Here is a 20,352-nt window from a genome sequence, read left to right on the forward strand (position 1 = left end):
AGCGCTGCCAGGGCTCGTCTGCCGGACCGAGGGTCAGCGGGGAGGTTCGTAAGGGGGCCGGCGGACCCTCGCCGTTCACGGCGACGGCCTTCTAAGCCCCGGCTGCCGGCCGCGGCCCAGGGGCGGGACCATCTTCCGTACGCGGACCACGGCCATCAGCCGGCGGCCGTCCACCAGCACGTCCGTCACCGACCCGCCGCGGAAACCGTGCACCGCTCCGTCGGCATGCCGCCTGCGGGGCGTGCGGCGGCCGGGCCACCGCTTCGCCTAAGGTGCGGGATCTGCCCCGACGGCCCGCCGGTACGCCACGTGTCCGCCCAGCGCGCCGCTCACGGCGACGGCCGTCATCCCGGCCCACGACCACAGCCGGCCCTTCGCCGGGCGACCCCGCAGCCGTGCCGTCAGGGAGGCCGCGTACGAGGCGACGGCGGCCACGTTGGAGACCGCGTGGACCAGCCCGACCCGGGCCTGCTGGGGCGGCAAGTCCGCCCAGTCGACCCAGCCGGCGACCGCCGCCGGGCCCACCCCGGCCAATCCGACGGCCGTGAGGGTCGTGGCCGCCCGCTGCGCTCCCGGTACGCCGTCCAGCACGGCGGCCGACAGCCAGCAGCCGATCGGTACCTGCACCAGAACGGGATGCACGGGATGGCCCAGCTGTCTGCCGCGCAGCACATCGCGAACCTCACCCAACGGGATCGAGCGGATTGCCCGCTGGAGGATCCGGATGGCCGGGTCCGCCACCGTCGCACGCTCGATACGGTCCAGGGTCGTCAGCCACCAGACCGACGCGGTGTCCAGTGCCGAGCTCTGCCCGGCCTTCGTGAAGGTGCTCAGGGTGTGTGTGTTCACGAGGGGCGCCTACCCGGACGACACGCAGCAATCCCACAATGGCGGCGTTTCGCCCCCTGTCGGCCACGCGCGTCAGTCTCCGGGCCCATCCCGGCCGGCCCCCTCTCCCCGCAGCGGCTGCCCGTGCGGAGCGCCGGGCCCGCAGTCACGCAGCCCGACGGGGAATACGCGTTCGACATGACCCCTGTGACTGCTGAAGGGGGGCACCCGCTCGCCCCTGACGGCGTTGGCGGCACGTCGAGGCGAACGAGCAGTTCAGCCCGGCAGCGGGCATCACGACGAGGAAGTGGGCCACCTTCGCGTGGCCGCGGACCTCGCCGACCGCGTCAGGCAGTACGACGCTGCACGAGCCTCCGCGCGGTGTTCGGCTACACCGCCTTCAAGGCGGGCATCGTGGTCGCCGCCCTCTTCCCCGCGCTGAGCATCGACGACCGGGCGTTCGAGCGCGCCCGTTCCCCACGGGCGGGAGCGGGACCCTGCCCCGTCTCACGACCCGTAGCGCGCGAATCCGGACGTCTGCCACCTCCGGCCGTCGGGCAGCACGGCGAGCGCCTCATAGCCGTCCAGCCCCTCCAACCAGTCCCGTGCGCCGGAGCCCCGGGCGAACGCTGCGGTGGCGTAGGCGTCGGTCATGGTCAACCGGGGACCGATGACGGTGAGGGAGGCGAACGCGGTGGCGGGCGTACCGCTGTGCGGGTCGAATATGTGGGCGCCGCGTTCGGCGGTGCCCGAGGTGGCGACGGCCATGTCGTGGTCGGCGGTGATGACAGTGGCTAGTTCCCCGGGGCGCAGCGGGTGTGCGATGCCGATGCGCCAGGGGGTGTCCGGCGCCGCCCGGCCGCGGATCTGGAGGTCGCCGCCCCCGTTGACGCAGGTGTGGTGCGCGCCTGCTTCGTGGAGGAGTCGGGAGGCGGCTTCGGTGGCCCAGCCCTTGACGAGGCCCGAAGGGTCGAGGGTGTCGCTGGGGAGGATGCTGAACCAGCCGTCGGTGACGTGGCTGGCCCGTGCGCAGAGGGACAACACTTCGTGCACCTCGGGCGGGCAGTCGGCGAGGCGGATCTCGCCGCGGTCGAGCCGGCTGATGTGACTGCCGGGCCGGTAGGTGGAGAACACCTCGTCGACCTGGTGGAGTTGCCGCACAGCCGCGGCGAGAGCCTGCTGGATGGCGGTGGTGGGCTCGTCGCGGATGTCGAAGGAGAAGACGGTGCCCATGACGTGCTCGACGTGGCGCAGTGCGCGTGCGGTGTCAGCCACGGGCTTGGTCCAGGGCGCTCTGTAGGGACTGGGCGTACCCCTGGCTGGTGTAGGTGGCGCCGGAGACGGCGTCGATGTGCGCGCTCTGGGCGCCGAGTGCTTCCTCGGTGAGGCGGGGCAGCGCGTAGGAGGCGATCTGCCGGTCGCGTCTGTTCTCGTCGGGGGCCCGGAGCACGGTGACGGAGGTGATCCTTCCCTTGGTGAGGGTGGCCGCTACCTGCACGGTCCCGTACTGGGTGTCGATGGGGTCCCCCGTGAACGTGCCGGTGCCGGCGGACGCGCCCGGTGTGGGGTCCGCCGGAGTGCGCAGGGATGACGAGGCCGAGGGCGTACGCGGCGTGCCGCCGGCCAGGGCGGGAAGCTGGTGGGGTTTGAGGGCGAGCAGCGCCACAGTGATGGTGCTGATTCCGGTGGTGGCGAGGACGGCTCGGCGCATGCGGTTCTCCTCAGAACGCGAACGACTCGTGGTGGATACGGCGTACCGGCACGCCGGCTTCGCGCAGTGCTCGGATCGCGGCCTGGGTCATGCCGGGCGGGCCGCAGAGGTAGACGTCGTGCGCCGCCAGATCCGGCACCAGTGCGCTCAGGGCCCGGGCGGTGAGGGGCGAGGAGTATCCGGCCGGTTCGTCGACGACGTAGTGCACGGCGGCCCGTCGGTGGGCGGCGATCGCGTCGAGTTCATCGCGCAGGACGAGGTCGCCGGCGCGGCGGGCCCGGTAGACGAGGGTGACTTGTCCCGGAAGCGTCTCGAAGAGGGTGCGCAGTGGGGTGATGCCGACGCCGCCGGCCAGCAGGAGGACCTTGGGGGCGGTGCGACGGTGCGCGGTGAAGGCGCCGTAGGGTCCCTCGACCCATACCCGGGTGCCGGGCGCCAGGTGGGCGAGAGCGGCGCTGTGGCCGCCTGCGGCCTTCACCGTGATGCGCAGGTGCCGTGGGTGGGCGGGGGCGGAGAGGGAGTAGGGATTGGCGGTCCACCACAGGCCTCGGGCCAGGAACCGCCAGCGTAGGAACTGCCCCGGCTCGCATCCCAGCTCGTCCAGGTGCTCACCGGTGAGGTGGACGGAGACCACGCCCGGTGCCTCCGGGTGGACGGCGGTGACCCGCAGGCGGTGGCGCAGTCCGCGACGGAGCGGCACCGCGAACCGGAACCAGGCGACCAGCACGGCGACGCCGAGGAAGAGCGTGTACCAGGCTGCCTGGGCGGCGCGGTCGCCGACGAAGTCGGCTCCGTTGGAGAGTTGGTGTCCGAAGGCGAGGAAGACGGCCAGGTACGTGGCGAAGTGCAGGTAGTGCCAGGTCTCGTAGCTCATCCTGCGGCGGGCCGCGCGGGCCGAGAGCACCCCGGTGGCGAGGAACAGCAAGAAACCGGCCGTGCCCTTGAGGAGGTCCGGGTAGCGCAGGACGAGCGCGGATGTCTGGCTGACCACACTCCTGTGCGAGGTCAGTGAGTAGCCCCAGATGATCAGCAGGGTGTGGGCGAGGGCCAGGGACACGGTGCAGCGACCGCCCAGCGCGTGCCAGCGGGCGAGCCTGTCCGTACCGATCGCATGGTCCAGCAGCGGAACGCGGGCCATCAGGGCCAGGAGCACCGCGCAGGCGTAGCCGGCCAGCAGCCCCGTGATGCGTCCCGCGCCGGTGAGCCACCCAGCCGGACCGACGACCGCGGTCGTGTTGCTCCACCACAGGGCCAGCACTCCCGCGGCTCCGGCCCCGATCGCCAGCGGGGCCAGGAGGGGCAGGGCGCTGCGGCGCAGACGCCGGTGGCTTCGCATCCCACGGCTCCTTTCCGGGGTACTGGGGGTTTCCGGGGTGGGGGTGGACGTCGTGGTCAAGGGGCTCCTCCGAAGGGGACTCGCGAGGATTCGCTCCGGCGATGGGCGGCCAGCCTCACAGCCCAACCTCTGCGTACCTTCTGAAACCGCCCGGTCGGCCGCCTTCAGCGCCGATTCAGAGGAAACTCAGAGAAACGGCTCGCCCTGTGCCGGACCGCGCTGGGGGATGCTGGAGGAACCATGGAAGAACCGCGTACGACCTTGCTCCTGCACCGCCCCGACGGCGAACCCGTACGGATCCTCGTCGTCGACGACGAACCCGACGTCACCGATGTCCTGGCCGGTGTCATGACCGGCGAGGGCTGGCAGGTCCGCACTGCCGCCGACGGCGCGAGCGCACTGGCGACGGCCCGTGACTTCCGCCCCGACGCGGTGGTCCTGGACTGGATGCTGCCCGACCTCGACGGCCTCCAGATCCTGCGCGCCCTGCGCCACGAGGCGCCCCGGGTGTGCGTGCTGTTCCTGACCGCCCGCGACGCGGTCGAGGACCGCATCGCCGGCATCACGGCGGGCGGCGACGACTACGTCACCAAGCCGTACAGCCTGGAAGAGGTCCTGGCGCGGCTGCGGGGGCTGCTCCGGCGGGCCGGGATGACCGCGGAGCCGGGCGCACACCGGCTGACGGTGGGGGACCTGACCATGGACGAGGAGGCCAGGGAAGTCAGGCGCGGCGGGGCCACGGTGGAACTGTCCCGGACTGAGTTCGAGCTCCTGCGGTTCCTCATGCGCAATCCGCGCCGGGTGCTGTCCAAGGACCAGATCCTCGACCGGGTCTGGGCCTACGATTTCGGCGGCCGGGCCCACGTCGTCGAGCTCTACATCAGCTACCTGCGCAAGAAGGTCGACGCCGGACGCACCCCGATGATCCACACGGTGCGCGGGGTCGGCTACGTCCTGAAGCCGGATTCCCCGTGAGGCGCCTGCCGCCCCGCACCCTGCGCGGCCAGCTCACCGCAGGACTCGTCGCCCTGCTCGCCCTCGCCTGTCTCGCCGTCGGGATCACCACCGCCCTCGCTCTGCGCGGCTTCCTGCTGGGGCGCCTCGACGAACAGTTGTCCGCGTCCGGCGGCCGGTTCGCCGCCAGCCTGGAACACGAGGCCAAACCCGACGCCGACAACCGCCCCGACACCCGGGGTCAGGCCGAATCGACCTTCGGCGCCCGCCTCCTGAACGGCAGCGTCACCCAGGCCGCCGTCGTCGACGACGCCACCGACCGCCCCCTCGTACTCACGCCCGCGGATCGACGCGCCCTGGCGGGGATCCCCGTAGACGGAGACGGACACAGTGTCCGCCTCTCCGCTCTGGGGGCCTACCGCGTGACGGCCGTCGAGGGCGACGACCAGGACACCCTGATCACCGGCCTGCCCCTGCACCCGGTGGAAGAGACGGTTCACCGCCTCGAAGCGGTCGAATCCGTGCTGTTCGGCGTCGCTCTCGTCGTCACCGGTACGGCCGGGGCCCTATGGGTACGGTTCTCGCTGCGGCCCCTCCAGCGGGTGACCGCCCGGGCGGCTGAGGTAGCCGGGTTGCCGCTCGCCAGCGGCGAGGTCGCCATGCCGGGGCCGCTTCCCGACACCGACCCCCGTACCGAGGTCGGGCAGGTGGGCTCCGCCCTCAACCACATGCTCGGCCACGTCGAGGACGCCCTCACCCGCCGCCAGGCCAGCGAGGAGAGGCTCCGGCACTTCGCCGCCGACGCCAGCCACGAACTGCGCACCCCCGTGGCCAACATCCGGGGCCACGCCGAACTCGCGCTGCGCCACCACGGCCCCGTCCCCGTCCCCGGCGAGGTACGACACGCGCTGGAACGCATCGGCAGCGAATCACAGCGCATGACCCGCCTCGTCGACGACCTGCTCCTCCTCGCCCGCCTGGACGCGGGACGCCCGCTGGAACACGAGCCGGTCGATCTGACCCTGCTGATCCTGAACGCGACGGACGACGCACGCGCCGCAGGCCCCGACCACCGCTGGCTCCTCGAACTCCCAGAAGAGCCCGTCACCGTCACCGGAGACGCACACCGGCTCCAGCAGGCCATCGGCAACATCCTCGCCAACGCCCGTACCCACACCCCACCCGGCACCGAAGTGACCATCAGTCTCACGACCGAACCGACCGGTGCCTGGGTGAGCGTGAGCGACAACGGTCCGGGCATCCCCGAGGAGCTCCAGCCCGAGGTCTTCGGCCGCTTCGTCCGCGCCGACCACGCCCGCTCCCGCAGTACGGGGAACACCGGTCTGGGCCTCGCCATCGTCCACGCCGTCATCACCGCCCACGGTGGAACCGTCACCGTCACCAGCAGCCCCGGGCACACCACCTTCCGCTTCGTACTCCCCCACTGACACGGATCGGACCGGCGCGGCCAGTGCGCAGCCGGCTTCGGGCCGGCGAACGCTTCCGGTCACGGCGCTAGGTCGCAGAAGTCCTGTGGGCGGTCACACCGCGTTCGCTGCGTCCCAGCGCCGGCGGGACGCCGCGATGGCTTCGCGGTGATCGGCCGACCAGTCAGCGAGGGACTTGACCAGGAAGGTGAGGCTGGTGACCTCGTGGTCGGCACGCGCAGTCCGGAAGGGGTTCCCGCAGGGCTGGCGACCCGGCGCATCGACTTCGACGATCCGGAGTCCCTGGCGGACGGCTTCGCCGATGTCGACACGCTCCTGCTCATATCGGCCGGGTACGGCGAGGACGACACGGTCATCGCCCGGCACGGCGCGGCGATCGAGGCCGTGGAGAAGGCCGGGGTCCGGCACGTCGTCTACACCAGTCTGACCGCTGCGGGCGATCATCTGCCGTATGCCCTGCCCCACCGCTGGACCGAGCGCCGTCTGATGGGGGGCACGACGTGCTGGACGATCCTGCGCAACGGCCTCTACGCGGAACTGCTCGCCGGATTCGCCGTCACGGACCCCGACGGCAAGCTCACCGTCCCGCTGGCGGGCGGGCGGCTGGCCGCCGTGGCTCGGGAAGACCTGGCCGACGTCGCCGCCCGGGTCGTCACCGAAGCGTCCTCGCACGTGGGACGGATCTACGAGTTGGTCGGGGAGCAGGCGATCGGCGGCTGCGACCTCGCAGAGGTCCTCACCGATGCCACGGGAACCACCGTGTCCTACGAGCCGGTCACCCTGGCCCGGACCCGCGAGACACTCAGTGTTTCCGGTGCGGCGGCCTTCCAGGTCCCCATGATGGTGGGCACACTCTCCGCCATCGCGAGCGGGGTCATGGACGCTACCGAAGGCGATCTCGCAAGCCTCCTGGGCAAGGCTCCCCGCTCCGCCCTGACCGTCATCGCCGCCGCGGTCAACTCGCGGACACCGGCGGGCGACAAACGGGCACAGGGGCTCGGTCACTGATCGTTGCGGAGCTGCGGCCTCGACCTGGCAGCTGATTGACTGTGCCACATGGACCTCACGCGAGCGTTCCCCGCATGCACCGACGTGCTGACGAGCCGATGCCGTCGGGCTGGCGGCCCGCATCTCCTCGTCCGATGGCTGGTCGGCCCGTCATGAGGGTCGGTGGCGGCATACCGTCGGAGTCCGGGCCCGTCTCCACGGCCCGGAACGCGCCCCCTTTCGACCCTGAACTGAAGGCGGCACTGGCGGCTTTGGGGGACGGGGCGAGGGAGCCGTTCCTGCTGGACAACCTTGCGGCCCGGCAGGAGCGGGATGCTGCGGCCCGGCCCAGGCCGACGGTCCGGGACCTGCGCGCCGACGGCCGCTTCGATGTGGATGAGCTGCGTGTGCCGGGCGCACCGGGCAGTCCGGACGTCACGCTCGTGAACGCACGGCCCGCCGGCATCACCGGGCCGCTGCCGCTGCTGTACTACATGCACGGCGGTGGAATGATCACCGGCAACGCGTGGTCCGTACTACCGCGACTGCTTCGCGAATACGCTCTCACATTGGAGTTGGCCGTCATCTCCGTCGAGTACCGGCTGGCGCCGCAGGCGCGGTACCCCGGGCCGCTGGAGGACTGTTACGCCGGATTCGCCTGGGTGGCCGCACACGCGGCCGGACTGGACATCGACGCGGACCGCATCGTCATCGGAGGAAAGAGTGCCGGCGGTGGACTCGCCGCGGCACTCGCCCTGCTCACCCGCGACCGGGGCGGACCCGTCCCGGTCGGGCAACTGCTCCTGTGCCCGATGCTCGACGACCGCAGCGACACCTTCTCCAGCCACCAAATGGCCGACGTCGACACCTGGGACCGTACCTCCAACGCAACCGCTTGGCAGGCGCTGCTCGGCCACCGGTACCGTGCCGTCGATCTACCACCCTACGCGGCTCCCGCCCGCTCCACCGACCTGTCCGAACTACCCCCGGCCTACATCGAGGTCGGGTCGGCGGAGACCTTGAGGGACGAGGACGTGGCCTACGCCAATGCGATCTGGCAGGCCGGCGGCCAGGCCGAACTGCACGTATGGCCCGGAGCCTGCCACGGCTTCGACACACTCGCACCACGGGCAGCTCTCAGCGAGGACGCCCGCAACGCACGCACCCGCTGGCTTCGGCGCATCCTCACACCGCCCAGGGACTGCCTGACGGGGCTCGACGGCAAGCGGCCTCCTGATCTGTAGATTGTCCTGCAATCGAACAACAGGGGTGGGGATCATGAAGACAGGCAAGGCTGTGCGCAGCGCCGTGGCGCTGGCGTTCGTGGGGGCGGGAATGACGGGCTGCTCGCTGGCGGCGCAGAACGCCACGGAGACCGCGAAGACGGTCACCAAGGCCGCGGACTCCGTGGAGACGATGGTGGCGGCACTCAGCAGCGCATCGGACTCCGCGACGAAGGCCGGGTCGGCCGAGATCAAGATGGTGATGACGACACCCGATACGGGCGGCCGGCCGGTGGACTTGACGGGCACCTACTCGTGGGGCAACGGGTACGCCATGCAGGCCGAGATGCCGGCGAAGCAGGTGCAGATGGAGGACCTCGTCAAGGACGGCACCATCACCATGCGCTTGGTGCAGGGGGCGTACTACTACGAGGTCGACCCGCTCCCGTCCGGGGAGTACGAGGGGAAGCGCTGGCTGAAGATCGAGGCCTCGGCCCTGATCGGGGAGGCCGGCGCGGCGCAGCTCAGCGGCCCGGCCACCAACCCGACCTCCGGCCTGAAGATGCTCAAGTGGGCGAAGGGCGTAGACAAGATCGGCAAGGAGGACGTCAACGGGAAGTCGACCGTGCACTACAAGGCGACCGTCCCGATGGACAAGCTGGACAAGGGCGTCGAGGAGACCTGGAAGGCCATGGGTTCCACGGGCGGCGAAGTCGTGGTGGACGTGTGGGTGGACGACAAGGGCATGCCTGCCCGGCTGACGCAGGTCACCGGCAGCACCAACATGAGCATGGACTTCCTGTCCTTCGGCGCCACCAAGGAGGTCTCGGCTCCGCCGGCCGACGAGACTGCGGACCTGACCGAGGCGGTCAAGAAGGACAGCACAAAGCAGGGCTGAAGACGCCCGGGTGCCGCAGACCCGGTGACGGGTGGGGTCGGCGCGGCGGCTACCTACCGCCGTGACGACCCGTCAGCCAGTCGTTCCGGGAAGGGACGTCCGGCGATGCCCGCAGCCTCGGCCGCGGGCGTCTTCGGGCGTCTGGACCCGACGCGCGGGCAGGCCGCAGCTGGTCGGGCGATCCTTCGAGCATCGACCTGGTCCAACTGCGGCACAGCTGAGGCACAACCGATGTGACCGCGCACTTCCCCGATTCGGGGGTCAGGGCCCTGCTCCGCACACGCCTTTGGTCGTTTCACGCACGGGTGAACCGACGGCCGGCGCGAGCTTCGCTCTGACCTGCTCGGCCTGGGGGTGCCTGAGGCCCTCCAGGACGGACAGTTGCTGCTCCCACGCCCGCCGTGCGGCGTCCGTTTCACCCAGTGCGTCGAGGGTCCTCCCCAGGCTCGCCAGGGTTTGTGCCTCCGTCCAGGAGAAGCCGTCCGCCCGGCAGATGGTCAGGGCCTGGCGCAGACAAAGGAGTGCCTGGTCGAAGTGCCCCAGCACGCGGTGGCTCTCGCCCAGGCACTCCAGAGTGATCGCCTCGCCGTAGTGGTCCTGGACTTCCCGCAGGATGGTCAGTGAACGGTCCAAACAGCCGAGTGACTGGTCCGCCTGCCCCAGTTCCCGGAGCGTGTGGCCGAGTTCCTTGAGCGCCCATGCCTCAAGTCGGCGGAAGCCGAACCGGCGGCACAGGTCCAAGGACTCTTCCAGGGCGATGCGTGCCCGGTCGAGGTGGTTCAGATGACGACGGGCTTCGGCCAGTGCGATGAGGGCCGTGCTCTGTTCCCACGGAGCCTCAATGGTTCCGCTGATGTCCAGGGCACGCTGGAAGAGGGACGCGGCGTGGTCGAAGCGCTGCTGAGACTGGTTCTCGACGAAGCCGAGGCTCAGGAGGGCCCAGACCTGGGCCGGCTGGTGGTCGAGGTGGCATGCGGAAGCAAGGGCCGTTTCGTTGGCGGTGACAGCGTCGTCCCACGCCTTTCGCATGGTGAAGTACGGGACGAGCACGGTGGGCAACTGCCAGGCGGTGACGTGGTCTCCGGCTACTGCCGCCGACTGGACGGCAGCGGTCAGGTTGCTGTGCTCCGCCTCGCACCACGCCATGGCTCGGCCGCGTTCGGAGAAGGTCAGCGGCAGACAGCCGGCCGGCGGCGGTGCGAGGGGGAACTGGGGGCATTCCAGGTTGAGGGCCTGATTGGCCGCATGTGCGGTGTGGAGGTAGAAGGCGGTCAACCGGCCCAGTGCCGCGCCCCGTGTGTCGGCGGGCAGGTGATCGCCTTGCTCGGCGGCGTACAGACGGACGAGGTCGTGCATGCGGTAGCGGCCGAAGTGGGGCTGATGGATCAGGTGTGCCCGCTCCAGGCTCCGCACGAGTGTCCGGGCATGCGGGAGGGGCGCACCGATGAGACTGGCGACTGCCGGCAGGCTGACGTCCGGTCCCGGCGCGAGTCCGAGAAGTCCGAACAGACGAGCGGTCGCGTCGTCCAGCGTGCGGTACGAGGCTTCGAAGACCGCCCGTACGTCGGTGGTGGGGTCCCCGCTGCTCAGCGCGTCGAGCCGGGCGCTGGCATCGTCGAGTTCTTCGGCCAGTTCAGTGAGCCGGAAGTCGGGCCGTGCGGCGGCGCGAGCCGTGACGAGACTCAGGGCCAGGGGCAGCCCCGCACACTGCCGCAGCAGAGAGGTCACGGCCTCGGGTTCGGCCGTCACCCGGTCGCGGCCGAGGGCCCGGCTGAACATCTGGCGGGCTTCCTCGTCGGGGAGGGGTGCGAGGTCCAGGCTCCGCGCTCCGTGGGTGGCGGTGAGGCCGTTCAGCTGGTTCCGGCTGGTCACCACTACCGCGCAGGTGACGCTGCCCGGCAATAGTGGACGCACGTGGTCGGCATCGCGAGCATTGTCCAGGACGATCAACATGCGGCGTCCTGCGATCAGGGATCGGTACATCGCGGATTGGGCGGTCGGCTCGGCGGGGGTCGCCTCGGGCGCACTGCCGAGCGCGCCGAGAAAGCCTCGCACGACCGCCGCGGCGGACGTCGGCTCGGCGGAGGGATCGAACCCGCGCAGGTCTGCGTACAGCTGGCCGTCCGGAAACAGGTCGAGGTGATCGTGTGCCCACCTGAGCGCGAGCCACGTCTTGCCGACGCCGCCGGCACCGCAGACGGCCGTGACCGCCAGCACCGGTTCCTCCAGGGACGTTGCTTTCAGCAGGTCGTCGAGGGCGGCCAGCTCACGGCTGCGGCCGGAGAAGGCCGCTGGTGGCGCCGGCAGCTGACGCGGCACCGGTAGGGGTGGGACGGCGGGCGCCGGGTCGGGATTCGTGTGCGTGGTCAAGGCAGTCGGGGCGTTGAGCGCCGGATCCGCCCTGAGGATCCTGTGGTGCACGTCCCTCAGGGCGGGCCCCGGATCGATGCCGAGTTCTTCCGCGAGAGTCGCTCGCGTGGCCTTGTACTGCGCGAGTGCGTCGACCGACCGGTCGCAGCGGTGGAGCGCCAGCATGAGCTGTGCGATCAACCCTTCCTCGAACGGGTGCCGTGCGGCTTGGGCCTGCAGCTCGGGGAGCAGCTCCGCGTGCCGGCCGAGAGCGAGCAGGGCGCCGTTGAGGTCCAGTCGGGCTGCGTGGCCCTCTGCCAGCACCCGTGCGCGCAGATCCCGGAACCAGGGCGAGTCGATCCCCGCGAACGGCTCGCCCCGCCACAGTCCGAGTGCCTCCGCCAGGCACTCCGCCGAGCGGGTGACCGGGCCCTCGCGGGCTTCGGCCACGGTGGCACGGAAGCGCAGCAGGTCGATGGCCGACTCCTCCGCCGCCAAGACGTATCCCGTGCTCCGGCGCAAGATCCGGGTGTGGCCGTCCTCGATCCGCTGCCGAAGCCGGGACAAGTAGCTGTGGAGCGTGGCACGCGCTCGCTGTGGTGCCTCCTCTCCCCAGACCCTCGCGATCAGTTCGGTGAACGGCACCGTGCGGTTGACCTCCGCCGCCAGTGCTGCCAGCACGCTTCGCTGCCGCGCAGGGCCGAGGTCGACCTCTCGGCCGTCCACATGTGCTTCCACGGGACCGAGGAGGCTGAAGGACATGGGCATGTCCGCATTCATAGCCCCTGCCGTGCAGGGCTATTCACGCGACGACCAGGCCTTTCAAGAATCGTTCACACATTGGCCAATTCTCCGCGTGGACTGTGGTTCACGGCGCCGCAACACGGTCTCGCCAAAGGTTCCGAAGGGCTCGGAACCGAGTTCGACTGAGAGGAAGCACATGCGCACGAACCGATGGAAGACCCTCGCCAAAGCCGCCGGAGCGGCGGCCGTGCTGACTGCCCTGATGGGCAGTGCACCTGCCCTTGCCGGCGACTACCGCTCCTACGTGTCCGGCGCGGCCTACGCCTACAGCTACGGCACGAACACCAAGGTCGCGGTGAAGAACACGGGGACGAGCGACCAGGTCTACGCCAACTACTACCGCGGAAGCAGCAATGAGCTGACCCTGTGGGGTTCGGACCAGGTGGGTGCGACGACGTACAGCACGGCTGGCAGCGTGAAGGTCACGAGCGTCCAGGCGTGCGTGGACGACGCCTTCTGGGACACCTGCGGCTCCTGGGACGGCATAGCCTGACGAGGAGAAGGACCCGAGGACGAACGACACGAGCTCGACCGATCCACGCGGGGTCGCGGCAAGCAACCGTGGCCCCGCTCTCGTGCCCCCGAGGCCTCCGTTCAGGGCTACAGCCGCTCTCAGTCGGTCCGCTTGGGCACCGTGCGCCACTACCGGATCATCACGGGGAGGGAACCCGATGACCAGCCACCTGCACGACGGCGCCCGGCGCCGGACGGAGTGCTCAGGCACCGCCGGCCCCTCCGCCGCCGGACGGGTCCACTTCGTCGCTCTGCTCCTCGCCACCGTGTCCTTGGTCCTCGGGACGATCGGCCTGGTCGCAGCCGCGGCCACTTACGACGGCCGGGAACAGCGCGCCGCGGCACGCGCCCCCCTGTCCGTCACGGCCGGCTCTCCCGGTGCTGGCGCGCTCTGGTACCACACGTTCGACACCGTCGGCGGCCGCCAACACTCCGTCGTGTTCATCGAACCGCTCTCGCCCGGCTCCCCGCTGCCCCCCGGTCTCTCCCGATGGCCGGAGCCCGGTGAAGCCGTGCTGTCGCCGGCACTGGCTTCGGCAGATCCCACCGCCGTCACCAGGTACGGCAGGACGATCGGTTCCATCCAGGAGGACGGACTCATGTCACCCGACGAGCGCCTCGCGTACGTGCGGCCGGTTCGGGACGTGCTGGATCCCTCACGTATGGAACGGATCTCCGGCTACGGAGCGAAACACCCGTACCCGCTGGGGGACGTCCTGTCGGACCAACCGCTGCGGTCCTTCATCCGACTGACAGCGGCGACCGTTCTCCTACCGGCTGGCGTGCTGCTGCTGGTGGCCCGCCGCATGCGCCCTCGGTCGCACGGCCCCGATGCCGGTTCCACCATGCTCGCCGGCCTCCGTCGTGCTGCAACTCCGGTGACTGTGGGGGTAGCTGCCGGCATCGGTGCGGGGGGACTTCTCATGATCCGTGATCTGCGCCTGCCGATCACCCATTACACACTCCTCGCCTCCGATCTGCGGTCGTGGTGGCCTTGTCTGCTCTCCGTACCGCTCATCGGTGGGCTGCTCGCGCTGGCAGCGAGCGCGTTCCCTTCTCCGCGCGGTACGAAATCCCTTCGATGCCGTTCTGCCGGACCGGCCAGGTGGTGCTCCGGTCTGTGCCTCGCCTTCCTGCTCTTCGCCTCGTACGGACCCACGTTCGCTCCGGATCCCGACACCCGCGTCCTGATCAACGTCATCGGCGCGGTCGGAACCCTGGCCGCCCTTCCGCTCGCGCTGACCCGAGCGGTAGGCGCGGCGGGCAGGAGTCTCAGCTCGCTCGGGCATCGCATCGGATCCTCCCGCATCACCACGGCCGGACGGAGGGCCGCTGCTCACCCCCTGCCCATTGCGCTACCGACTGCTGGCATCGCCATCGCCATCGTGCTGCTCAGCCACGTGCAGTTCCTCGCGTCCACGAGTGCCCTGGTGACGGAGGCCCGGCAGACCCAGGCAGAGGTGGGCAACTCGATCCTCGTGGCCGAATACCGCAACGGGGACCCCCGCACCCGGGCGTTCGTGGGGGCGCTCCCGACCAGTACGCACGTCCTCGTGCTCGAGCCCACCCCGCAGATGAACGGGGGACTTCTGCGTGGCCCGTGCGAAGCCCTCACGGAGCTGGGCCTGCCGTGCAGCCCGGAGGCGCTTCCCGTCCCGACCGGCCCCGTCGACAGGCGCGTCGAAGCTCTGGGCAACTGGTACACCGCGGGCGTACAGAATCTCACCTTCACGTCAGCGCAAGCACTCGATTCGCCCGAGCCGGGGAAGTTGGTGCTGGTCGCTGACGGGAGGTCCGAGCTCGACGTGCCGGCCGTGAAGCATGTCGCGAACCGCTCTTTGGGCATGGCCCCGTCCATCAGCGCGGTAGGCGACTCCTGGCTGAGCGGCGCGTCCGTAGCCGGCGAGCGAAGTCGATGGCTGACGCTGTTCGGCTGGACGGGCATCGCCGTGTGGGCGACGGCGATGACGCTCACGGCCGTGGCGGGACTCCAGAAGACGGAACACCTACCCAGGAGTGCGGCCACACCACATCGGCAGCGGCTCCTCTCACGCCGCGTGTCGGCAGCAGCCTTGATCCCCGCTACCGCAGGATCACTTCTCGGCCCGACCCTCCAACTCTGGCTGGCCACACCGCTGCTTCCGCTGGCCGATCACGTGAGCCTCGGACGCTCCTCACCCTGGCAGTACGGAATTGCCGCCACCGGCACCTCGCTGGTGATCGTCCTCTTCATGTGGGCAGCGCGTGCGGGCGGACATCCGGAAGGCCCGTGAACGTGCGCCGCCGTGAAGCCGTTGAGAAGTCCAGCTGACCGCACATCCCCCGAGGCTGGAAGACGGGCGGGCGCCGCGCTCCTCAGCGCGCGAGGTCGCGGATGACCCGTCGGGCCAGTTCGGCGCGGGCCGGGGCGAGTTCGCCCGCCAGAGCCACCGCGCGCGGGGGGTCGTACGCGACCTGGGGCGCGAAGGGGCCGAACGTCGCGGCGCACCGGCGGCGCAGATGGGTCGGCGGGTGCGTGCTGTCGACGCTGTGCCCGCGCCGCGCCGCGACCCGCCGCAACCGCTCGTACTCACGCTCCGGCACTGCACCGAAGCGCCCGGCCAGGCGCTCCCACAACCCGTCCTCCGCCTGGTCGCGGGCGGCGCGCCCGCCCGGCCCACCCTTCATCTGGGCCGCCACCGACTCCCGCCGCAGGTGGTCTTCGACGGGCACGCAGACCAGGAGCCGGTCCATCAGTGCCACGGCGGCCTCCGTGGACCCGGCACGGGCCGCACTCATGTCGGCCAGGTACTCCGCGCGCTGCGAGGCGCGCAGCGTCAGGTGGTCCAGGAGCAGGAGCAGCCCGTAGACGGCCCACCGGGGCAGGAACACCACCGCGTTCACGAACCGATCCATCAGCCCGATGGGCGAGGTGGGTGCCAGCATGGAGAACCACGTGACCAGGGCGCGCATCGCATCGGCCATCACGGCGCCGCGCCGGGTGTCCCCGTTGGCGAAGTGCCCCAGCTCGTGCCCCAGCAGGGCCACCCGTTCCTGGGGCGAGAGGATCTCCCACAGCCCGAGGCCCAGGAAGAGCACCCGCCTCCCCCGCAGACCGTAGGTCGTCACCGCCGCGTTGGCCTCGGTGGTCACCACCACGGCGTGCACCCCGGACGTCCCGACGACGCCCGCGACCTCGTCGACCAGCTCGAAGAGCGCCGGCGCGTCGGCCCGGTGCAGCACGGGCGTGTACGTGGTCAGCCGCATCCGCCGCGGCCGCATCAACCAGGCCAGGCCCAGCATCAGCACCCCGACCGCCGGCAGGACCCCGGTGCTCCGGCCCAGCAGGATCAGCAGGACCCCCGCGGCCACGAGCAGCACGGTGCCACCGTGCACCAGCAGGGAGATCCCGTACGCCAACAGCGTCGCCGCGTCGCGCCCGACGGGCCCGGCCGTGACGCCGGAGCGCTCCATCTCGGCGGCGAGCCGGTCCCCGTACGTCCGGGCGATCCGCCGCCTCGCGGCGGCGATCCGGCCGGGTTCGGGATCCGGCGCACCGGGGTCCACGTTCCAGTCGCAGGCCGCGCACCAGTTGACGTACCGCTCGTCGAAGGCCACCTGCGCCCCGCACTCCGGGCACGGTTGAGTGACGGGCTGGGCGACGTCAGCGCTTGTTTCCACGATGTCCCTCCCCGCGCGGATCAACATGATCCACAGCCCGGGCAGGATACTTCGGTCTCCGCGGAATGCTCAGGTCACCCGTGTGCAGCGGGGCCGGAGACCTCGCCGCAGTCTCCGGCCCGGCAGCCCGGCCTTCGGCCGGGTTCCGGCCGCGGGGACGCGGCTGCAGTCAGCGGTCGGCGGATGTCCCGGCCGACCGTCCACCCGCCGGCTCACCCCGGCACCTACCTGGCCTTCCGCGGCCTCGCCTCAGCCATTTGGCCGTGGCCGCCTCGGGGTCATGACTGCTCTTCGCCGCCCTCGCTCTTGGCGCGCTTCACCGGAATGCTGCGCACCGCACCTTCGGCCTCCGGTTGCATCGGCACGCGCACGGTGAGGATGCCGTCGTGGTACTCGGCCTGTACGTCCTCGGGCACAATCCGGGCCGGCAGCCTTACCATGCGCCGGAAGGAACCGTAGCGGAATTCCGAATGGTCCTTCTCCTCCGTGCTCTCCGTGTGCTCGGCGCTGACGGTCAGGGTGTCCCCTTCGACTTCGATCCGGATGTCCTTGTCGGGGTCCATCCCGGGCAGCTCGGCCCGGAGCGTGTACTGACCACCCTCACTGCTGACCTCGATCGCGATGGTGTGGGTGTCCGCGAACGGCCGCCACCCCGGGAACCCGGGAAACTCGGTTCCGAACCAGTCCCTGAAGTCCGGGAAGCGGCTACGCCTCCGCTCCATCTGCGAACCTGACATGACGCCCTCCTTTCCGGCACCGCTACGGCGCCGACAGGTGTCTTCCTTCCATCTCACGCACGGGGTGCGATTTCCGCTTGGGGCGTTCGGGCCCCGGAAGGGGCCGTTCGGCCCTCTTCGTCCTTCTTGTGTTCAGCGGCGGCCACGTGCTGCTTCACGGCGGCGAAACTGTCCGGGGCGACGGAGATCGAGTCGATGCCCGCCTTGACGAGGAATTCGGTGAAGGCGGGGTCGTCACTGGGCCGCTGGCCGCAGAGGCCGACCGTACGGCCGGCGGACTGGGCGCGCGGGACGAGGACCTGGATGCTGCGCGTGACGGCCGGGTTGTTCTCGTCGAAGACGTGGGCGAGCGCTTCGGAGTCGCGGTCGACGCCCAGGGTGAGCTGGGTCAGGTCATTGCTGCCGATGGAGAATCCGTCGAAGCGTTCGGCGAAGTCCTGGGCCAGGATGATGTTGGAGGGGATCTCCGCCATGACGTACACCTTGAGACCGTTCTCGCCGCGCCGCAGACCCTGGCCTGCCATGACCTCCAGGACCCGGTCGGCCTCTTCGAGGGTGCGACAGAAGGGGATCATGACGATGACGTTCGTCAGGCCCATCTCCTCGCGGACCCGGCGCAGCGCCCTGCATTCGAGGGCGAACCCCTCGCGGTAGCCGTCGCTGTAATAGCGGCTCGCACCGCGCCAGCCGATCATCGGGTTGGCCTCGACCGGCTCGAAGGGGCGACCGCCGAGGAGGCGGGCGTACTCGTTGGTCTTGAAGTCGCTGGTCCGCACCACGACCGGGGCGGGCCAGCGGGACGCGGCGATCCGGGCGATTCCGTAGGCGAGGCGCTCGACGAAGTACGCGCCCCGGTCGAGGTAGCCGTGGGTGAGCTGCTCGATCGCACGCCGGTCCGCATGGTCGAGCCGTTCGGGGTGCAGGAGGGCCATGGGGTGGGCCTTGACCTGGTGCGCGACGATGAACTCCAGCCGGGCGAGCCCGACACCGTCAGCGGGCAGACGCCACCAGCCGAAGGCCGCGGACGGGTCCGCGAGGTTCAGCATGACCCGGGTGCGGGTGTCCGGCAGGTCGGTCAGGTCGGTCTCGGTCTCCTCGTAGGCGAGCAGCCCCTCGTACACCTGGCCGTGCCCGCCCTCGGCGCAGGAGACGGTCACGTCCTGGCCGTCGCGCAGTACCCGAGTCGCCCGACCGGTGCCGACCACGGCGGGAACACCGAGTTCGCGGCTGACGATCGCTGCGTGCGAGGTACGGCCGCCGTGGTCGGTGACGATGGCGGACGCCCGCTTCATGATCGGCTCCCAGTCCGGGTCCGTGATACCGGTGACGAGGACCCCGCCCGCCGGGAAGCGGTCGAGGTCGACGGGCGCGTCCAGGGCAACGACCGGGCCTCGGCCGATGGCTTCACCGACCGCGATGCCGCCGACGAGGGCCTCGCCCGGAGTGGCGGTCAGACGGCAGCGACGCAGGGTCGAAGGACGACGCCGGGACTGCACGGTCTCGGGCCTGGCCTGGACGATGGACAGCTCCCCGGTCAGGCCGTCCTTGGCCCATTCCAGGTCCATGGGGCATCCGTAGTGCTCCTCCACCTTCAGGGCCCAGGCCGCCAGGGCGCGGACCTCCGCATCCGTCAGGACGCGCTGGGAACGCTCCTCACGGGCCGTGTCGACCGTCCGGGTCAGGCCGTGCTCCGCGTAGACGGCCTTCCTCTGCTTCGCGCCGGTCCGTACGTCGATGATCGGGTCCAGCGCCGGGTCCTTCATGCTCGGCTTGAACACGGTGTACTCATCGGGATCGACCTGCCCACTGACGACGGTCTCGCCCAGACCCCACGCGGCGCTGACCACGATGACCTCGGGGAATCCGCTCTCGGGGTCGAGGGTGAACATCACGCCCGCACCCGCGAGGTCCGAGCGGACCATGACCTGCACACCGATGGAGAGGGCGACGGAGAGGTGGTCGAAACCCATCCGTTGCCGGTAGTCGATCGCACGGTCGGTGAACAAGGACGCGTAGCAGCGGTGGCAGGCTTCGAGCAGCTGGGCGGCGCCTCGCACGTTCAGGTACGTCTCCTGTTGACCGGCGAAACTGGCCTCCGGCAGGTCCTCGGCGGTGGCGCTGCTGCGCACGGCGACGTCGGGCGCCTCCCGGCCCAGGTCGCGGGCGAGCTCCTCGTACGCGGCGACGATCTCGGTGCGCAGATCGGCCGGCAGCGGTTCGGCGAGGATCATCGCGCGGATGCCCTCCGCCACCTCGTCCAGCGCAGCTCCGTCGGTCAGGCGTCCGAGCTGCTCCTCGATGCGCCCGCGCAGTCCGTGGCCGTCCAGAAGCTCTGCGTACGCGTCCGCCGTCGTGGCGAAGCCGGACGGCACGCGCACCCCTGCGGAGGCCAGGTGGGCGGTCATCTCCCCGAGGGAGGCGTTCTTGCCGCCGACGACGCCGACGTCCTTCCTGCCGAGTTCAGCGAACGGTATGACGCGTCGAGTGGTGGCCATGAGGTCCTCCGTCGTGCCTGGGGTGGTCACGGGGTTCAGTAGGGCAGCGGGCGGCCGGACGGGGTGCGCAGGTCCGGTGGCGCGGGCTCGCGCGGCTGCTTGGGCCGGGCCTGGATCCGACGGTGCTGCATCGTCCTCACCCCTCCTCTTCGGGAAGCGGTCCTGGGTTGCGTCCGGGTTTCCACGGTCACGCCGGGAGGTGCCGCAGCCCCAGTGCCGACGGGGGAAGACACAAGGGGCCGAATGGGTCGAATGAGTCGTAAGGAGGGACCGATCGACCCGGGGGATCAGAACGGCGTGGGGGAAGTACGCACCGTACGCACCCTCGGGGTGCTCGACGGGGAAGTCGGGCGGTGGCTGCGCGAGGCCGCCGATTCGGCCTCGGCGATCCCTTGACCGGGGCGCCGCA

General features: G+C 70.7%; 16 protein-coding genes. 8 read left to right on the forward strand and 8 right to left on the reverse strand.

Going from position 1 to position 20,352, the window contains the following annotated elements; genetic code table 11:
- Nucleotides 1-267: 267 nt before the first annotated feature.
- From ABZZ20_RS24000 to ABZZ20_RS24015, 4 genes are all read right to left on the reverse strand, one after another.
- Nucleotides 268-849, reverse strand: coding sequence for a DUF2231 domain-containing protein (locus ABZZ20_RS24000; protein ID WP_356872742.1), 582 nt, complete (start codon nucleotides 847-849; stop codon nucleotides 268-270).
- Nucleotides 850-1,335: 486 nt separating this feature from the next.
- Entirely contained in the window at nucleotides 1,336-2,103 is a 768-nt protein-coding gene (locus ABZZ20_RS24005) for an FAD:protein FMN transferase (RefSeq protein WP_356872743.1), read from the reverse strand.
- Nucleotides 2,096-2,539: an FMN-binding protein gene (locus ABZZ20_RS24010; protein ID WP_356872745.1), complete on the reverse strand. Its 444-nt coding sequence runs from the start codon at nucleotides 2,537-2,539 to the stop codon at nucleotides 2,096-2,098. The genes ABZZ20_RS24005 and ABZZ20_RS24010 overlap by 8 nt, the downstream gene beginning before the upstream one ends.
- A gap of 10 nt (nucleotides 2,540-2,549) precedes the next feature.
- Nucleotides 2,550-3,875 carry a ferredoxin reductase family protein gene (locus ABZZ20_RS24015; protein ID WP_356872747.1) on the reverse strand — a complete coding sequence of 442 codons (1,326 nt, stop codon included), beginning with the start codon at nucleotides 3,873-3,875 and terminating at the stop codon, nucleotides 2,550-2,552.
- Between the two features lie 240 nt (nucleotides 3,876-4,115).
- On the opposite strand from ABZZ20_RS24015, the gene ABZZ20_RS24020 reads away from it, so the two are divergent.
- The 5 genes from ABZZ20_RS24020 to ABZZ20_RS24040 all read left to right on the forward strand — a co-directional run bounded on the left by ABZZ20_RS24020 (nucleotide 4,116) and on the right by ABZZ20_RS24040 (nucleotide 9,385).
- Nucleotides 4,116-4,850 carry a response regulator transcription factor gene (locus ABZZ20_RS24020; protein WP_356872749.1) on the forward strand — a complete coding sequence of 245 codons (735 nt, stop codon included), beginning with the start codon at nucleotides 4,116-4,118 and terminating at the stop codon, nucleotides 4,848-4,850.
- Nucleotides 4,847-6,277 carry a HAMP domain-containing sensor histidine kinase gene (locus ABZZ20_RS24025; RefSeq protein WP_356872751.1) on the forward strand — a complete coding sequence of 477 codons (1,431 nt, stop codon included), beginning with the start codon at nucleotides 4,847-4,849 and terminating at the stop codon, nucleotides 6,275-6,277. The genes ABZZ20_RS24020 and ABZZ20_RS24025 overlap by 4 nt, the downstream gene beginning before the upstream one ends.
- Before the next feature lie 204 nt (nucleotides 6,278-6,481).
- Entirely contained in the window at nucleotides 6,482-7,285 is an 804-nt protein-coding gene (locus ABZZ20_RS24030; RefSeq protein ID WP_356872753.1) for an NAD(P)H-binding protein, read from the forward strand.
- Between the two features lie 134 nt (nucleotides 7,286-7,419).
- Entirely contained in the window at nucleotides 7,420-8,508 is a 1,089-nt protein-coding gene (locus ABZZ20_RS24035) for an alpha/beta hydrolase (protein ID WP_356872755.1), read from the forward strand.
- A 34-nt stretch (nucleotides 8,509-8,542) separates the two neighbouring features.
- Nucleotides 8,543-9,385 (forward strand): hypothetical protein, encoded by an 843-nt coding sequence (locus tag ABZZ20_RS24040; protein WP_356872757.1) that lies wholly within the window; start codon nucleotides 8,543-8,545, stop codon nucleotides 9,383-9,385.
- A gap of 261 nt (nucleotides 9,386-9,646) precedes the next feature.
- Here ABZZ20_RS24040 and ABZZ20_RS24045 read toward each other — a convergent pair whose 3' ends face one another.
- Nucleotides 9,647-12,502 (reverse strand): BTAD domain-containing putative transcriptional regulator, encoded by a 2,856-nt coding sequence (locus ABZZ20_RS24045; RefSeq protein ID WP_356872759.1) that lies wholly within the window; start codon nucleotides 12,500-12,502, stop codon nucleotides 9,647-9,649.
- A 172-nt stretch (nucleotides 12,503-12,674) separates the two neighbouring features.
- Here ABZZ20_RS24045 and ABZZ20_RS24050 point away from each other — a divergent pair, with 172 nt between their 5' ends.
- The gene (locus tag ABZZ20_RS24050; RefSeq protein ID WP_356872761.1) at nucleotides 12,675-13,031 is read left to right on the forward strand and encodes a hypothetical protein; all 357 of its coding nucleotides are present in this window, start codon (nucleotides 12,675-12,677) and stop codon (nucleotides 13,029-13,031) included.
- Nucleotides 13,032-13,209: 178 nt separating this feature from the next.
- Entirely contained in the window at nucleotides 13,210-15,324 is a 2,115-nt protein-coding gene (locus ABZZ20_RS24055) for a hypothetical protein (protein ID WP_356872763.1), read from the forward strand.
- Between the two features lie 82 nt (nucleotides 15,325-15,406).
- Here ABZZ20_RS24055 and ABZZ20_RS24060 read toward each other — a convergent pair whose 3' ends face one another.
- The 3 genes from ABZZ20_RS24060 to ppsA all read right to left on the reverse strand — a co-directional run bounded on the left by ABZZ20_RS24060 (nucleotide 15,407) and on the right by ppsA (nucleotide 19,943).
- Nucleotides 15,407-16,711, reverse strand: coding sequence for a M48 family metallopeptidase (locus ABZZ20_RS24060; protein WP_356872765.1), 1,305 nt, complete (start codon nucleotides 16,709-16,711; stop codon nucleotides 15,407-15,409).
- A 278-nt stretch (nucleotides 16,712-16,989) separates the two neighbouring features.
- Nucleotides 16,990-17,448 carry an Hsp20/alpha crystallin family protein gene (locus ABZZ20_RS24065; RefSeq protein WP_356872766.1) on the reverse strand — a complete coding sequence of 153 codons (459 nt, stop codon included), beginning with the start codon at nucleotides 17,446-17,448 and terminating at the stop codon, nucleotides 16,990-16,992.
- Between the two features lie 53 nt (nucleotides 17,449-17,501).
- Nucleotides 17,502-19,943: a phosphoenolpyruvate synthase gene (gene ppsA / locus ABZZ20_RS24070; protein ID WP_356872768.1), complete on the reverse strand. Its 2,442-nt coding sequence runs from the start codon at nucleotides 19,941-19,943 to the stop codon at nucleotides 17,502-17,504.
- Between the two features lie 252 nt (nucleotides 19,944-20,195).
- Between ppsA and ABZZ20_RS24075 the strand changes: the two genes are divergently transcribed.
- On the forward strand, nucleotides 20,196-20,339 hold the full coding sequence (locus ABZZ20_RS24075; RefSeq protein ID WP_356872770.1) for a hypothetical protein: 144 nt from the start codon (nucleotides 20,196-20,198) through the stop codon (nucleotides 20,337-20,339).
- Nucleotides 20,340-20,352: the final 13 nt, after the last annotated feature.

It is taken from the genome of Streptomyces sp. NPDC006430 (genome assembly GCF_040612395.1).
In the GTDB taxonomy this organism is placed as follows: Bacteria; Actinomycetota; Actinomycetes; order Streptomycetales; family Streptomycetaceae; genus Streptomyces.

Coding starts and splice junctions, on each gene's coding strand:
- ABZZ20_RS24020 (WP_356872749.1), top strand. CDS start 4,116: ATGGAAGAACCGCGTACGACCTTGCTCCTGCACCGCCCCGACGGCGAA.
- ABZZ20_RS24010 (WP_356872745.1), bottom strand. CDS start 2,539: ATGCGCCGAGCCGTCCTCGCCACCACCGGAATCAGCACCATCACTGTG.
- ABZZ20_RS24075 (WP_356872770.1), top strand. CDS start 20,196: ATGAGTCGTAAGGAGGGACCGATCGACCCGGGGGATCAGAACGGCGTG.
- ABZZ20_RS24065 (WP_356872766.1), bottom strand. CDS start 17,448: ATGTCAGGTTCGCAGATGGAGCGGAGGCGTAGCCGCTTCCCGGACTTC.
- ABZZ20_RS24045 (WP_356872759.1), bottom strand. CDS start 12,502: ATGCCCATGTCCTTCAGCCTCCTCGGTCCCGTGGAAGCACATGTGGAC.
- ABZZ20_RS24040 (WP_356872757.1), top strand. CDS start 8,543: ATGAAGACAGGCAAGGCTGTGCGCAGCGCCGTGGCGCTGGCGTTCGTG.
- ppsA (WP_356872768.1), bottom strand. CDS start 19,943: ATGGCCACCACTCGACGCGTCATACCGTTCGCTGAACTCGGCAGGAAG.
- ABZZ20_RS24050 (WP_356872761.1), top strand. CDS start 12,675: ATGCGCACGAACCGATGGAAGACCCTCGCCAAAGCCGCCGGAGCGGCG.
- ABZZ20_RS24055 (WP_356872763.1), top strand. CDS start 13,210: ATGACCAGCCACCTGCACGACGGCGCCCGGCGCCGGACGGAGTGCTCA.
- ABZZ20_RS24035 (WP_356872755.1), top strand. CDS start 7,420: ATGGCTGGTCGGCCCGTCATGAGGGTCGGTGGCGGCATACCGTCGGAG.
- ABZZ20_RS24015 (WP_356872747.1), bottom strand. CDS start 3,875: ATGCGAAGCCACCGGCGTCTGCGCCGCAGCGCCCTGCCCCTCCTGGCC.